Annotated in this window: 12 protein-coding genes; 4 read left to right on the top strand and 8 right to left on the bottom strand. The window is 71.4% G+C overall.

Annotation, left to right across the window (positions count from 1 at the left end; all coding sequences use genetic code 11):
* Positions 1-178 precede the first annotated feature (178 nt).
* Together G3I19_RS00800 and G3I19_RS00805 are read left to right on the top strand one after the other, a co-directional pair.
* Positions 179-553, top strand: a complete 375-nt coding sequence (locus G3I19_RS00800; RefSeq protein ID WP_164258290.1) for a hypothetical protein — start codon at positions 179-181, stop codon at positions 551-553.
* A 102-nt stretch (positions 554-655) separates the two neighbouring features.
* On the top strand, positions 656-2,020 hold the full coding sequence (locus G3I19_RS00805) for a caspase family protein (RefSeq protein ID WP_164258292.1): 1,365 nt from the start codon (positions 656-658) through the stop codon (positions 2,018-2,020).
* A 289-nt stretch (positions 2,021-2,309) separates the two neighbouring features.
* Here G3I19_RS00805 and G3I19_RS00810 read toward each other — a convergent pair whose 3' ends face one another.
* Both G3I19_RS00810 and G3I19_RS00815 read right to left on the bottom strand, forming a co-directional pair.
* On the bottom strand, positions 2,310-3,932 hold the full coding sequence (locus G3I19_RS00810; protein ID WP_164258294.1) for a Na+/H+ antiporter: 1,623 nt from the start codon (positions 3,930-3,932) through the stop codon (positions 2,310-2,312).
* Positions 3,933-3,962: 30 nt separating this feature from the next.
* The gene (locus tag G3I19_RS00815) at positions 3,963-6,440 is read right to left on the bottom strand and encodes an FUSC family protein (RefSeq protein ID WP_164258296.1); all 2,478 of its coding nucleotides are present in this window, start codon (positions 6,438-6,440) and stop codon (positions 3,963-3,965) included.
* Between the two features lie 231 nt (positions 6,441-6,671).
* On the opposite strand from G3I19_RS00815, the gene G3I19_RS00820 reads away from it, so the two are divergent.
* Positions 6,672-7,091 carry a MarR family winged helix-turn-helix transcriptional regulator gene (locus G3I19_RS00820; protein ID WP_164258298.1) on the top strand — a complete coding sequence of 140 codons (420 nt, stop codon included), beginning with the start codon at positions 6,672-6,674 and terminating at the stop codon, positions 7,089-7,091.
* Between the two features lie 102 nt (positions 7,092-7,193).
* On the opposite strand, the gene G3I19_RS00825 is transcribed toward G3I19_RS00820, so the two are convergent.
* The 4 genes from G3I19_RS00825 to G3I19_RS00845 all read right to left on the bottom strand — a co-directional run bounded on the left by G3I19_RS00825 (position 7,194) and on the right by G3I19_RS00845 (position 12,141).
* Complete coding sequence (locus G3I19_RS00825; protein ID WP_164258300.1) at positions 7,194-7,895, bottom strand: SRPBCC family protein; 702 nt, start codon at positions 7,893-7,895, stop codon at positions 7,194-7,196.
* Between the two features lie 141 nt (positions 7,896-8,036).
* Positions 8,037-10,673 carry a xanthine dehydrogenase family protein molybdopterin-binding subunit gene (locus tag G3I19_RS00835; protein ID WP_239073860.1) on the bottom strand — a complete coding sequence of 879 codons (2,637 nt, stop codon included), beginning with the start codon at positions 10,671-10,673 and terminating at the stop codon, positions 8,037-8,039.
* A 5-nt stretch (positions 10,674-10,678) separates the two neighbouring features.
* A complete protein-coding gene (locus G3I19_RS00840; protein ID WP_164258302.1) occupies positions 10,679-11,272 on the bottom strand; it encodes a (2Fe-2S)-binding protein in 594 nt (197 codons plus the stop codon).
* A complete protein-coding gene (locus G3I19_RS00845) occupies positions 11,269-12,141 on the bottom strand; it encodes a xanthine dehydrogenase family protein subunit M (RefSeq protein WP_164258304.1) in 873 nt (290 codons plus the stop codon). The genes G3I19_RS00840 and G3I19_RS00845 overlap by 4 nt, the downstream gene beginning before the upstream one ends.
* Before the next feature lie 312 nt (positions 12,142-12,453).
* Between G3I19_RS00845 and G3I19_RS00850 the strand changes: the two genes are divergently transcribed.
* Entirely contained in the window at positions 12,454-13,752 is a 1,299-nt protein-coding gene (locus tag G3I19_RS00850) for a TetR family transcriptional regulator (protein WP_164258306.1), read from the top strand.
* A 132-nt stretch (positions 13,753-13,884) separates the two neighbouring features.
* On the opposite strand, the gene G3I19_RS00855 is transcribed toward G3I19_RS00850, so the two are convergent.
* Positions 13,885-14,400, bottom strand: a complete 516-nt coding sequence (locus G3I19_RS00855; RefSeq protein WP_164258308.1) for an SRPBCC domain-containing protein — start codon at positions 14,398-14,400, stop codon at positions 13,885-13,887.
* The gene (locus G3I19_RS37940; RefSeq protein WP_203598951.1) at positions 14,397-14,726 is read right to left on the bottom strand and encodes a metalloregulator ArsR/SmtB family transcription factor; all 330 of its coding nucleotides are present in this window, start codon (positions 14,724-14,726) and stop codon (positions 14,397-14,399) included. The genes G3I19_RS00855 and G3I19_RS37940 overlap by 4 nt, the downstream gene beginning before the upstream one ends.
* Positions 14,727-15,019 lie beyond the last annotated feature (293 nt).

Here is a 15,019-nt window from a genome sequence, read left to right on the forward strand (position 1 = left end):
GGGCATCGCAGGGCAGGTCCGAACATCCGCCCCGAGGCCGCCCCGAAGGCCGCCCCGAAGGCCGCCCCGAAGGCCGGTCCGGTGGATGATTCCCGCGTCCGGAAACGGACGTTCCCGTACCGTCCCGACACCTATACTCAGCGCCATCCGGCTGAGGGAGTGGGGGAGGGACGCCTTGGTGTCTGCTCGTGTACGGATCGCTGAGGGCCATGACGTCGCCGCCGAACTGGCGTCGCTGCACCAGTGGCTGGCGCGCGAGGACGCCTTGCGTGGACGCGTACGCATCGAGCAACGGCCCATCGGCGCCGAGCACATGGGCGCCCTGGCCGACACATTGGTTGTTGCCGTCGGCAGTGGTGGCGCCGGCGCGGTGCTGGCACGATCGGTCTCCGTCTGGCTCCAGCAGCGGCGTTCGGACGTGACGGTCGAGGTGACCTCGCCGACCGGGGACAAGGTGACGGTGGCTGCCCGGCGCGTGCCGGACGCGCAGGCAGTGATCGAGACCGTGCTGCACCCGCCGGCGGCCGGCGGAGATCCGGCCGACGGTCAGTAGGGATCCGTGCAACGGCCAGTAGGGGTAAGGGCGACGGCCGGCAGAGGTACGGGCCATGGCCCGTAGGGATACGGGCGACCACCGGTGGAGAAGGGCGGGAAAGTGAGTCTGGCGGATCCGGCCCGGTCCCGCGCGCTGCTGATCGGGACAGCCGTGTATGAGGACTCGGCGTTGCCCGCACTCGACGCGGTGACCAACAACGTCACCGATCTCGCCGAGGTTCTGACCAGCCCGTGGTCCCTCGGCCTCCCGCCCGGTCACTGCACGGTTCTGCACGATCCCGGCGCTGTGATGGAGGTGGGCGAACAACTGGAACGGGCCGCCGAGCAGGCGGAGGACCTCCTTCTGGTGTACTTCGCCGGGCACGGCCTCGTGGACGAGAGAGGCGAACTCCACCTCGGCCTGCGGACCACCCGGCGCGGGCGTCTGAAGTGGTCGGGGCTGCCGTTCGCGCACATCAGGGAATGCATCGCGGGATCTCCGGCGCGCAATCGTGTCCTGATCCTCGACTGCTGCTTCTCGGGCCGTGCCATCGAGGCGATGGGCGATCCGGTCTCGCTGGCATCCGCCCAGGTCGAGATCGTCGGCACCTACACGCTGACCTCGACATCGGCCACCGCCCCCTCGCACACCGCGGTCGGCGCCCGTCATACGACCTTCACCGGTGCGTTGCTCGAACTGCTGCGGTCCGGGCTGCCCGGCGGCCCGGAGCTGCTGACCTTCCGTGTCATCTACGAGCACTTGCTGCGCACCCTCGTGGCGAACGGCAAACCGCGGCCGGAACAGCGAGGAACGCTCACCACGGATCAACTGGCCCTCGCCCGGAACAGGGCGCCCAGGCTCCCGGCCGTGCCCGCCGACGGCGGCGTTCCTGTCCCGTCCCCGTCCGACGCGCGGAAGACGGTCGAATTCGGACGGCACGACCTGGAGGGGAGCGTGCGCCGGCGCAAGGCGCTCACGGTCGTGCTGACGGTTCTGCTCCTGGCCGGGTTGCTGTGCGCGACGGTCCTCCTGAAGTGGGACTGGCAGGCGGTGGTCGCCACGGCCGGCCTGGCCCTCTTCCCCGTGCTGATCGTGTACTTCTGGGCCTGGGACCGGCGGGCGTACCTGGTGCTGTCCCGTTCGACGCTGAGTTTTACGGACGGTTTCGGGCGGAAGGTGGACATCCCCTGGCCCGATGTGGACTTCATCGGTCTTCTCCACACCTTCGACGCGGTGGTCGGGGAGGACATCACGACCTACAAGAACCTGCTTGTGGTGCGGCTGGGGCCGACCTCGCACGACTTCGGGCTGAGCAGACTGACCTGGACGGTGCCCTACCTGCGCGGCTTCGGGTACCACGCGCTGTGCGGGCTGGGCGATCTCAGCGCGGACCCCGTACTGCTGAGGGACAGCGTCATCGAGCTGGCGGGCCCGCGGTACCGCACCAACGACGAACTCCTGAACCTGGATCCACGCCTGAGCTGAGGGTGTGTCATGTCACTGGCGCTGTGGGAGTCCTGGAGTGGGAGTGGCGGTTCAGCGTTCAGTACTGTCTCACCGGCCCAGGCCGGCGGCCCTGAGCGTGCGCCGGGCACGGACAGTCAGCCCTCGAAGTCGTCGACGAGCCGGCGACTTTCCGGCTCGGGCAGCTCGAGCTCGGGGTAGATGATGTAGCCGACATGCCGGACTCCGGAGCCACGGGCAGACATCTGTGTTCCCCCTTCTGCTCTGTTTCCCCTTCTGCGTACAAGCGTTGACCCGTCGGCCGAAGCGGTCAGTACTCTTCGCCTCCGTGGTCCAGTGATCCCTCTTCGTGGTCGAGTTCGTTGTGGAGCAGCCGGAGGCTGTCGTCGGGGAGGTGCCCGAGGCGACGCCAGCGGACCAGTTCGGAGCGCTGGACGTCGATCACCTGTCGCTGTGCCTGGCTCACGGAAGCGGCCAGGGCCGTATGGCGGGTCCGGTGTGGAGCGGTGGGGTTTCGGGGCTGCCGGAAGAGGGGCCCGGGCTGTGCGCGGTGATCGAGACCGCGGCGCAGCCGCTCGATGGTGGATGCGTCGAGAAGGTGCTCGTAGGCGATGTCGTCCAGCTGTGCCAGCGCTGCCCGGGCGGCGGCGGCGCGGGCGCGGTCGTGGAGTTCGGTGTGGTCGGGCTCGCCGCGAAGGCGCAGCAGGCGGACCAGCGGGACGAAGGTCGCTCCCTGGCCGACGAGGGTGACGATGACGGTCAGGTAGGCGCAGAACAGCAGCAGGTTGCGGTCCGGGAAGGGCGCGATTCCGAGGGCGGTGAGGGGCAGCGTGAGGGTGCTGGTGATGGTGATGACACCGCGGGTACCGGTCCAGCTCAGCGCGACGATCTCGCGGCCGGACAGCCGCTGGTCCGCACGGGAGCTGTTTCCGCCGAGGCGCAGGTGGAGCCTGCGGGGGAACCACTGTGTGCCGAAGAGCCACAGCGGCCGTACGAGGAGAACGCAGCCCAGAGTCGTTCCTGCGGCCAGGAGCAGTGTGGAGAGGGGATACGCGCGCAGTCCGTGGAGTACGAGGGGCAGTTGCTGGCCGATGAGCAGGAAGACGAAGCCTTCCAGCAGGAAGTCGATCAGCCGCCAGACGGCTCGTGTCTGCAGGCGGCTGCTGCCCGAGACGGCCCGGGGGGTTTCGTGCCCGATCAGCAGGCCGGCGACCACGACCGCGAGTACGGCCGATGTGTGCAGCAGCTCGCCGAGCAGACAGGCGGCGAACGGCGTGGCCAAGGAGATGGCGTTGACCAGCAAGGGCTCGCGAATGACGCGACGGAGCCAGTGCACGAGCGCGGCGACCAGCACGCCGATGGCGGTTCCGCCGGTAGCGGTGACCACGAAGTGCAGGACAGCCGAGGCGGGCGAGAACTCGCCGGTGGTGGTGGCTGTGATGGCGACGGTCAGGGCGGTCAGAGCCGTGGCGTCGTTGAGCAGCCCTTCCCCCTCGATGAGGGTGGTCAGCTTGCTCGGCAGACCGGCCCGCCGTGCGGCCGCGAGCGCCGCGACGGGGTCGGGCGGTGAGACCGCGGCGCCGAGCACCATCCCGGCGGCCAGCGTTGCTCCTGGCACGACGAGGCTGAAACCGACACCGACCGCTGTCGCAGTCAGGAGTACCAGCACCACCGACAGGCTCACGATCGAGCGCAGATTCCTGCGGATCGCGATCAGGGACGAGTTCAGCGCGGCGCTGTAGAGCAGCGGCGGCAGCACCAGGGTCATGACCGCGTCGGGTGGTACCTGGATGTCGGGGCCGGGCAGGAGTGCGTAGAGCAGGCCCCCGACGGTGAGCAGGGCGGCCGTCGGCAACCCGGTCTTCGCGGCGATCAGCTCGACCGCTATGAGCATGATCACCGCTGCCAGGAGAAAGCACAGCACCTCCTGCACATCCGCCTCCCGTGTGGGGTGGACCGCTCGTCACGACGATACGCTGCAGTCGCGTCGTGACGATAGCGTATCGTCCCGGTCGCCGGTGTGCTTCGGCGCGCTTCCGCCGATCGTGATCATTCGCCCGCTGGGTACGCGGACTTCCTCGGCGCAGGGGCCGGTGAGGGAGCCGGAGGCGACCACCAGATGTCTGCCCGGCCGGCGGGCGTGCAGGACGAACTGGCCACCGGAGTCGGTGTAGGCGACGTCGGCCTGTGCTCCCGCGGGGTCGATCAGAGTCAGGGTGGCGTGCGCGACAGGGGTGCCGGTGGGGTCCTGGAGGCGGCCCCGCAGCTGCGATTCGCTGTGCTCCGCGGGCATTGACGTGCCCTCGCTGAGGGCCGCCCGCAGCCTCCGGAAACTCTCCCGGGCCGCAGGGTCCGCCCAGTCGGCCGGGAGGGCCTCGGCCGCGGGACGGCGCCCCTCGGCCGCGGCCGTTGCCAGCGCACCGAACGCGTGACGGGCCCGGTCGCCGTCGGGCGGGGTCGGCGTGGCGGCCAGCGCGAATCCGAGCCGCTGCAGGGCGAGATGGGCGGGCCACAGGGCCGCCACGGACGGGGCGGGGCGGATGTCGGACAGCGCCTGCCGGAACAGCTTTCCGAGGTCGAGGGAAGCGGTGAGGACGGCGCGTCGCCAGTCGTGTTCGTTGCGCTGGCCGGGTCGGTCGTGTTGGCCGGGTTGGTTGTATGCGTCGTGTTCGTCGTGGGGGGTGTGTGCGCCGGGAGTCCTGGAAGCCCCCGGTGTGTCTGCGGCCAGGGTCCGGATGAGTGAGGCCAGGTGGGCGCGGAGCGCGTCGGGGGCGGGCCTGCGCCGCAGCAAGGGGGCTGCGAGCAGAGCGACCGCCGCCCCGATGACCGTGGTCCAGAGCCTGTCGTCGAGCAGCGGCAGAAAGCCCTGAGTCCGTGTCGCGGACAGCGGGAGGATGCCGGGGGTCAGGACCAGCATGGCCAGGCCGGAGTTCTTGGCGAGGAAGGGCTGTGCGAGTCCGACCACGCCTGCGACGATCACGATGGTGGCGGCCCTCGGCGGATGCAGCGTCAGTACGCCCGCCGCGAGGACCAGGCCCAGTGCTGTGCCGGCGCAGCGTTGCAGGGAGCGGTTGAAGGTGCCCGCCAGGTCGGGGGCCAGCAGCACCGAGCCCGCCGAGATCATGGCCCAGCCGGGCCGGTCGAGGCCGGCGAGGTGGCTGAGCGCGCCGGCGGTGAATATCGCTGCGCCCGCGCGTACGGCGTATCGCCAGGCGTCGGCCTTGGCGCGTACTCCGGCGGCGAGGGCCGCCCGCAGGGGTGGGTAACGGCGGCGGTCCGACGGTGGTGACGCGGTGAACGCCGGGGTGCGGGCGGCCTGTTCGGCCTGGCTCAAGGCCTTGTCGAGTCGCTGGACCGCTGCGGACGCCGGATGCCCCGATGCGTTCCGCCCGTAGGCCCTGCCCCGCCTGGCGGTCTGTCCGCAGGCCGGTGCGCCGCCTTGTCCGCAGCCCTGCGTGTCGCCTTGTCCGCTGCCGTGCTGACCGACCTGTTGACCGGCTGGTTCGGAGTGCCACCGCGACCCCCGCGGGTGTCGGCGGCCGAGCAGCCGGGCGATGCGTGCCGCGGTCTCGGACTGGGTGTCCAGTGTCGCGCGTGGGGTGCCGGACACCGCTGATCCGGCTGCGGCGATCGCGTGTACGGCGTACCGGTCGAGCTCCAGCAGACGGGCCCACTCGCCGGTACGGCGCATCCGCCTCGTGCCGCCGCGGCTGAGCGTTTCGTGCGCCCCGGCCAGGGCCGCCACGGCAGCGTGCCGGGCGGTGTCCGCGTGAGCGACGGCGGTGCGAGTGAGGGCGGCGGGTGGGGTGCCGGTGAGTGGGGTGCCGGCGGGTGGGGTGCCGATGGATGGGGCCCCGATGGATGGGGCGCCGACGGATGCGGCGTCGGCGTGGGCGTTGCCCGTCGCCCGGACCAGGGTGGCCAGGCACTCGTACACGTACGCCACGGCCCGGTACTCGGCCGCGCCCGCGGTCATCGCGTTCTCCGTGAGGACCATCAGCCAGCCGGCCACTGCGCCGGTCGCGGCGGCGGCGAACAGGACCGGCACCTGCCGCAGATCGGCCGGGACTTGGCTGCACAGCGAGCATGCGAGCAGGTAGAGGAAGCCGCCCGGCGGTGCGGCGCGCAGCACCGAGCACACGTAGTAGGTGAACGTGGCCAGCACCGCCTGGACGCCGATGGCCGTCCACTGCGACACCTGCGTGGCCGACAGCAGGAAACCGATGGCTGCCGAGCAGGCGAGCCCCCCGCCGGCGAGCGGGGTGAACAAGCGCCGGTGGGCTCCGGGGGTGCTCTGTTCGAGCATGACGTTCCAGGAGCCGATGAAGGCTGCCAGTCCGATGAGCCAGCCTGCTGCCAGATAACCCACGCCGAAGACAGCGGCACCCGTGACCGCCACCAGCAGTGCCTGGCCCCACAGCCACCGCCCCGGGTTGAGCATGACCACTCCCCGGGCGGACAGTCGCCTGCGCGGGAGAGGCGCGTAGCACGCGTGGTTGCCGGCGGTCACGGAGTCACGCCGCGGCGGAGCCTGTCCGGTCACTGATCACCCCTGGGCAAGGAACTAAGTAAGGAACCTTATTTAGGTTACCCTAACTTGGGGCTGTTCCGTTGTCCGGGGGCTGTTCCGTTGTCCGGAGAGGCAGCAGGGGGAGCCGGTAGGCTGCGGCGCATGAGTGGGAGCGGCGTCGGCGACAGTGACGCCTGGTGGGCGGGCGTCCTGCTCCGCCAGGTTCACCAGCGGAAACACCAGGCGATCGACGCCGCACTGGCTTCGCTCGGGACGTCCATGTCGCAGTACGTCGTGCTGGTGGCGGTCGCGGACACGCCCGGCTCCTCCGCACACGAGCTCGCCGCACGCACCGCGCAGACGGACCAGTCCTTGGGCGCGCTCATCCGGCGGCTCGTCGACAAGGGGCTCGTGGAACGGGCCTCCGGTCCCGGCCGGGTGCACCGTCACCGGCTCAGCGCGCAGGGGTACGACCTGGTGGCGCGTTGCGAAGGGCCGGTCACGCGGGTGCTCGCCGAGGAGTTCTCCGCGCTGAGCGATGCCGAACTGTCCCTGCTCAGATCCCTGCTGGAGCGGCTGTGACGGCGGGCTGACCGGCTTACCGGCTGTAGCCGCTGTAACGGTAGGCGTGGGCCGGCTGGGCAGCCTGGACCGGCTGGACCGGACGTCGGTATCGCGTCGGGGTCACCTCCGGGAGCGCCTGTTCAGCAGCCGGATCACCACGAGGGAGACCAGTACGGCTGCCGCGGGCACGGCTGCCCTCCTGAGCAGTACGGGCAGCACCGCCGCCCCGAGGTCAACGGCTTCCGGCTCGGCGGCGGGACGTACGGCAGCTGATCCCGCTGTCGTGGGCACCGCGGAAGGTACGGGCGCGGCCCCCGCCGATGTCGCTGATGTCGCCGATGTCGTCGATGTCGTCGCGGAAGGCGTCGTCGCGACCGGCTCGCCGTCGCGCAGCAGCGCTTCGAGGCGGGTGGCGAACTGCTGCACGATGCGGTCGCCGACCTCGGCCATGATGCCGCGGCCGAACTGCGCGGGCCGCCCGGTGATGTCGAGGTCCGTGGCCACGCGCACCCGGGTACCGGCCGGGTCGGCGGTCAGCGTCGCGGTGACCTTGGCCGCCGCGGTGCCCGAGCCACGCGCTTCGCTGCCGCTGAGGTCGAGAAGCATGGTGTGGGTGGCTTCGTCACGGGTGACGCGGCCTTCGCCCCGGTAACTCATCTGCACCGCACCGACCTTGACCTTGACGCGGCCGGTGAAGGCGTCTCCGTCGAGGGTGTCGAGCACGGCGCCCGGCATACAGGGCGCGACCCGGGCGAGATCCTGGAAGAGCGTCCAGGCGGTGTCGGGATCCGCCGGGACGGTGAAGGCGTGGTCGAGTTGCATGGGTTTCCGATCTTGGGTCGAACGGCTCGCGGGCCGGGGTGCGGCGGGGCGCCCTCGGGCACCTCGGGGGCCCGAGGGGACCGGAGGGGATCCCGAGAGATGTTGAGGGGGGTTCGGTCGGGTCGGGCGCGTGGGGCTTGTTCACCCCCGGGTGGCGGTGGCGGTGGCGGTACGGATCAGCTCGCGCACCCGGCTCGGTGAGAGCGGTCCGCGGCGCACGACCACGTCGAACGGGCGCAGGGCGTCCTCCACGGCGCCGGTGATGACCGCCTGCGGGGCGATCGCGCCGCCTTCGCCGAGTCCCTTGACGCCGAGGTCGTTCATCGGGCTCGGGGTGAAGGTCTCGTCCATGTCGAGGTCGGGGATCTCCGATGACGTGGGCACCAGATAGTCCATGTACGTGCCGGTGCGGGGCTGGCCGTCGGGGCCGTAGATCATCTCCTCGTAGAGCGCGCCGCCGATCCCCTGCGCGATTCCGCCGGTGACCTGGCCCTCCGCGATCATCGGGTTGACGATGGTGCCCGCGTCGTGGACGACGACGTAGTGCAGGATCTCGATGCAGCCGGTGTGCTCGTCGACCTCGACGACGGCCGCGTGTGCTCCGCCCGCGACCGCGAACCCCGGCGGCCGGAAGTGCACGGTCTCGCTGAGCTCCGTGCCGTGTCTGCCGTCGGCCGGCTCGGGCGTCCCGGGCAGCGCGGCCCGCCCGGCCAGCTCCGGCAAGCCGATCGACGGGCCACCCGTTCGGTCTGGTCGGCCCGGTCCGTCCGTCTCGCCCGTTACGCCCGTCCCGCCGGGCCCACCCGTCGCACTGGGCCCACCCGTCTCACCGGGCCCACCCGTCTCACCAGGCCCACCCGTCCCGCCGGGCCCACCCGTCCTGCAAGGCCCACTCGTTCCACCCCTCCCGCCGGGTCCACCCACTTCCCCCACTCCGCCCACTTCACCCGTCCCGCCGGCCCCGCGGGACGTCACGGTGCCGTCGCGCAGGTCGAGTCCGTCCGCCGGGACCCCGAGGCGCCGGGCCGCCGCCTCGATGATCTTCTCGCGGACCAGCAGGCCGGCCCGGTGGGTGGCGTTGCCCGCGTTGACCAGGGCGCGGCTGGCGATGGTCCCCACGCCGAACGGGGTGGCCGCGGTGTCGCCGCCGACCACGTCAATGACATCGACCGGCACCCCGATGGCGTCGGCGGCGATCTGCGCCATCGAGGTGCGGTGCCCCTGCCCCTGGGACGGTGCGCCGATGGCGAGATGCACCCGGCCCTCGGGGGTGATGTCGATACGGGCCGTCTCGAACGGTCCGAGACCGGTGGCCTCGATGTACATGGCGAAGCCGATGCCGAGGTGCTTGCCGTCGCGGGACCCCGCCCGCTGACGGGCGCGTACCTGCCCGGCATCCACCTTGGCCACGGCGCGGCGCAGGAGTTCCGGGTAGTCCCCGGAGTCGTAGGTCTGGGGACTGCCCGAGCGGTCCACCAGACCGGTCCTGTACGGCATCGCGTCCGGCGGTATCAGATTGCGCGCCCGCAGTTCCTCGGGTTCGATGCCCAGTTTCGCGGCCAGCCGGTCCATCGCCCGCTCCATGGCGAACACCGCCTCCGGGCGGCCGGCGCCCCGGTAGGGCGTGGCGAAGGTGGTGTTCGTGAGGACGCCGGTCACGTCGATGTCCACATGCGGGACGCGGTAGGGGCCGAGCAGATGGCAGAGCGAGTTGTACGGCACGACGAGGCCGGTCATGTTGTACGCGCCGAAGTTGACCGTGATCCGGTCGCGTACGGCGAGCAGCCGGCCGTCGGCGTCCGCGGCCAGCTCGATGCGGTGGATCTGTTCCCGGGCGTGCGAGGAGGCCGTGAGGTTCTCGTTGCGGTCCTCGCGCCACAGCACGGGGCGGCCGATGAGCCGGGCGGCGTACGGGACGAGGAGTTCCTCGATGTAGAGGATGCCCTTCTGGCCGAAGCCGCCGCCGACATCGGCGGCGATGACCCGGACCGTGGCCGGTCCAAGCCCGAGGGTGTGGGCGATGGCGTCGCGCAGCCGGTGCGGGGTCTGGGTGCCCGACCATACGGTGAGCCGGCCGCTGTACGGGTCGACCTGGGCCGAGACCGCGCGGGTCTCGATCGGGGACGCGACATAGCGGTGCGCGTCGAACCGCTCGCGCACCACGGCGTGCGCCCCGGCGAATGCCGCGTCGGGGTCGCCGACCCGGGTGGAGACGGCGACAGCGGTGTTGTCGGGCAGCCGCTCGTGCAGCAGGGGCGCGTCCGGAGCCAGGGCGTGCTCGGGGTCGACGAGTACGGGCAGCGGGGCGTACCGCACGTCGATCAGTTCGAGGGCGTCCTCGGCGAGGTAGCGGTTCTCGGCGATGACGACGGCGACCGGCTGGCCGACGTAGACCACCTTGGTGCGGGCGAGCAGCGGCATGGGGGTCGTCCTGACGACGGGGGCCAGGAGTTCGGCGAGGCCGGGCGGGGTGCGCAGCTCCTCCTTGTTGACCAGGGCCGGCAGGTCCGCCACATCGTCGCCGGTCCACACGGCGACGACTCCGGGTGCGGTCAGGGCCGCACTGACATCGACCGACTCGATCCGGGCATGGGCGTGCGGGCTGCGCAGGAAGGCGGCTTCGGCGGCGCCCGGCAGCGCGATGTCGTCGACGTATCTGCCGTTGCCGCGCAGCAGCCGGTCGTCCTCGACCCGCGGGACGGAACGCCCGATCCAACTGCCTCCGCCCTGTGGGGAAGGGGAGGTGCCAGTGGAGGTGTCATGGGATTCCCGGAACATGCGGGTCACTCCCCAAATCGCTCGTCGAGTGCCTGGCACACGGCACGGCGGATGTTGCGGTAGCCGGTGCACCGGCACAGATGCCCGCTGAGCGCGTCGGCGACCTGCTCGTCGTCCGGGCGCGCGGGCTGCTCGGTCAGGGCGGTCGCCGTCATGAGGAACCCGGCGGTGCAGAAACCGCACTGCATGCCGTGACACTCGTGGAAGGCGCGCTGCACGGTGCTGAGCGGTGCGTCGCCGGGCGCGAGGCTCTCGACGGTGCGTACCGCGGTTCCCTCGCACTGGACGGCCAGGGTGAGACAGCTGCGCGACGGTACGTCGTCGATGAGGACGGTGCAGGCCCCGCAGACTCCGTGCTCGCAGCCGACATGGGTACCGGTGAGGCCGAGCCGGTCGCGAAGGAAGTCGCTGAGCAGCAGCCGGGATTCGACCTGGGCGGTGAAGGACCGGCCGTTGACCGTGAGGGTGAGGCGGTGCCAGCCGGACGGCTCGGCGAGCGGCGGGGTGCGGGTGACGGCGGGGGCGGTGGTGTGGGCGGTGGTGCGGGCGTCGGCGGTCGGGACGCGGGCGTCGGCCGGGGTGGGGACCGAGGGTGTCATGGGCAACGCTCCCAGGCTGTGATGCAGGCGCGGATGAGCAGATGGGCGGCGCCCTCGCGCCGGTATTCGGCGGTGGCGTGGACGTCGCCGCCGGGGGCGAGACCGGCGTGTACGGCTCGTGCCGCGGCGGCGAGGGCCTGCTCGCCGGCATCGGTGCCGATCAGCGCGTCCTCGGCGGAGGGCAGGCGTACGGGGACGGGGCCCGCGCCGCAGAAGACCACGCGGGCGGTACGGACGGTGCCCGCGCCGGGGTCCCGTTGCAGGAGGACGGCGACGCCGACCGTCGCGAAGTCGCCGTGTCTGCGGGACAGTTCGTCGAAGGCCCAGCCGTGGCCCGCGCGGGGCGGCGGGAACACGACTTCGGTGAGCAGTTCGTCCGGCTCGACGGCCGTGGAGAAGGTGGCGACGAAGAATTCCCCGGCGGTGACCGTGCGGGTGCCGTGCACTCCGGTGATCACGAAGCGGGCGTCAAGTGCGAGGGCCACGGTGGGCAGTTCGGCGGCGGGGTCGTGGTGCGCGAGGCTGCCGCAGACGGTGCCGCGGTGCCGGATCTGCGGGTGCCCGATGTGTCCGATGGCGGCGGCCAGCAGCGGCCAGCCGTCACGCACCGCGGTGTCGGCGGCGACGCGTGCCTGCCCGACGGCGGCTCCGATACGGAGCGCGCCCTCCTCGTCCACGTGAAGGCGGCCGAGTTCCGGGATACGGGTGATGTCCACCAGCAGCTCGGGCCTGGCGAGGCGCATGTTCAGCATGGGAACGAGGGACTGGCCGCCCGCCATGACCTTGGCCTCCCGCGTCTCGTCGGCCAGGAGGGCGACCGCCTCGCCGACGGTGGCGGGGGCGGTGTAGTCGAAGGGTGTGGGTTTCAACCTGCTGCCACCTGACCTCTCGGTTCGTCGGGCTCGTTCTGGCTCGTCCTCGCGTCATGGCATGCGGCGGCCAGGGAGCCAGAGAACTATCTAGTACCTAAAATGATTGACCCCAAAGTTTCATCCTGGCAAGGGGGTGCTCTGGATTTCCGACGATCACCGCCCCTTGTGTCCCCTTATGCCAGATAAGTGCTGGCCCTCTGTTCGTGCTGTACGGCGGATCCGTTCATTGGCCGTGATCTTTTTGAACGGTCGTTTTTCTGTACGCTTGTTCAGGGATACTGGCCTGAACGCTCGTTTAATCTGAAGCGTGTGGACCCAGACGACATGAACTCCGGCCGCCCGGCGTCCGGCCGACGGCGGCCCGGCTCCCGTGACCCCGAGGGCAACCGTCAGGCAGTGCTCGACGCGGCCAGGAAGCTGTTCGGTGCCCACGGGTACACGGGGGTGGGGGTGCGTGCCATCGCGGCCGAGGCAGGAGTGGCACCGGGGCTGGTGATGGCGTACTTCGGTACCAAGGACGGCCTGTTCCGCGAGATGGTCGGCGGTGGGGCGGGCGTCAGCAGGGAAGTGCTCGACGCCGCGTCGCGGGACGAGGGCGACCTGCCGGCGGCTCTTGCCCGCGCGTATCTCGACCGCTGGGACCGGCTGCCCGCCGACGACCCCTGGACTGCGCTGATCCGCTCGGCCGTCGGGCATCCGCCGAGCGCCGACATGCTGCGGACGATCCTCGAGAAGCAGGTCGGTGAACCGCTCGCGCGACTGCTCGGGGACTCTCCCGGGGCCGATGTGCGTGCCGCCCTGATCCGCAGCATCCTCTTCGGCGTGGTCATGGAGCGCTATCTCTTCGCGCATGAACCGGCGGCTTCGGTCCCCACCGACGAGCTGGCGCCCGCGCTCACGGAGGTGCTCACCACGGCATTCGGCGATGCACTCGGCGCCGGCCGCTCAGCACGCCCACCGGCACAGGGCTCGGGCAGTTCCGGTAGCTCCGGCAGCTCGGGTGGTTCCGGCAGCTCCGGCAGCTCGGGTAGTTCCGGCAGCTCCGTCGGCTCGGGCAGTTCCGGCAGCTCCGTCGGCTCCGGTAGTTCTGGCAACTCCGACAGCCCGGTCAACTCCGGTCAGGGGCCTGCCGTACACCCGGAGCGCGGGCGTCTCGGCGCGGACGATTCGCCCGCCTCCCTGCTCGCCCGGCTGAATGAGTGCGCGCTGCGCCATCAGACGCTCATGGGCAGGGTCGTGCGCCCGTTCGGGATCAGTCTGTCCGCCTGCGATGTGCTGACGGCCCTGCATGACGCGGGCCGCCCCTACCGGCTGACCATGGGTGAGGTCGCGGCAACCGGTGCCATCAGGGCGGGCGGCCTCACCCAGCAGGCCGACCGGATGGAGGCGGCCGGCCTCATCCGCAGGGAGCGCGACACCGGCGACCGGAGGGTCGTCCGGCTCTCCCTGACCCCCGAGGGCATCGAGCTGGCCGGCCGGGTCGGCGCGGTGAGGTCCGCCCAGGAGCAGGAGTTGCTGGCCGGAATGAGCGGGGTGGACCGGCGCAGGCTCGGTGCGCTCCTCGACGCCCTGGGGCGCACACTCGGGGCCGGCGAGCCCGAGCGCTGATCAGCCCTTCGCACAGTGTTCCGGGCGGGTCTTCGCAGTGTTCCGCGCGGGTTTTCTCGGTGTCCTGCGGTCTTGTCGGTGTTCCGCGGGCGTCTCGGTGTTTCGCGGGCGTCTCGGTGTCCCGCGGTCAACTCAGTGTCCCACGGGTGGGCCTTCCTGCGGGCCGATGACCGGCTCGAACGTGGCCGTGTAGCGGTCGAAGAACTCCTTCCAGGCGTGGGCGGCGGACGTCTCACCGGCGAGACGGGCCAGGCAGACCTGCCATCCGGCCGCGTTGCGGGCGGCGATGGCCGGGTCCAGCTCGTCCGTGAACACCAGGCGGGTGCGGCCGCCGGGCTCGGGGGTCAGGGTGAAGCGCAGGGTTTCGTCTCCCCAGGTGTAGGCGAGGAGACGGGGCTCATCGGCTTCCAGGACCTTTCCGGTCAGCGTCGGTCCGCCGCCGGGGAACGGGAAGCTGATACCGGCGCCCGGCTCCCAGGCGTCGGCGATGACGTCGCAGGGGAACCACGCCTTGAGTTCTTCGCGGTCGGTGATCGCGCGCCACACCTCCTCGGGCGGCCGGGCCAGGATCCGCTCGAAACGGATGACCGGCCGGGCGCCCGAGGTGCTGAGTACGGCTTCGGCGGGGGTGCTGGAGTGGTCGTTCATGGTGTCCCTTCTTCCAGGTGCCGCTCAAGGCGGTCCAGGCTCGCGGTCCACAGCTTCCGGTAGGGGGCGAGCCATGCGTCGAGGTCGGCCAGTGGCTCCGGGCGTACCCGGTACAGCCGGCGCTGGGCATCGACCCTGACCTCGACCAGTCCCGCGTCGCGCAGCGTGCGCAGATGCTTGGAGACGGTCGGCTGCGCCAGCCCGAGCCGCTCGGCCAGCTCGCCGACGGGCCGCTCGCCGTCCTTGAGCAGGTCGAGTATGCGTCGGCGGTTCGGTTCGGCGAGGACTTCGATCACGTCACTCGCCGGGGTGTTCGCGGTGCCCATGCAGACGAATATACGCCGCTGGCTATATGCCTGCAAGCGCATATATGGATGCCACCTCTACTGCCGCCTCCCCCTCCTACGACCGTGACCCGCCATGCCCCGACGATGCCCCGGCGTGACCTGCCATGCCCGCTGGAGCGCCATGACCTGCCATGACCCGCTGGAGCCCGCCCGAGCCGGTCGACGCCCACCCGATCCCGCCGGCCCCTACCCCGGTTCGCCGGCCCCGGACACGCCCACCCCGGACACGCCGGAGGCCGCGGTACGACACCTTTGTGTCGTACCGCGGCCTC

The organism is Streptomyces sp. SID10853 (assembly GCF_010548145.1).
Classification (GTDB): domain Bacteria; phylum Actinomycetota; class Actinomycetes; order Streptomycetales; family Streptomycetaceae; genus Streptomyces.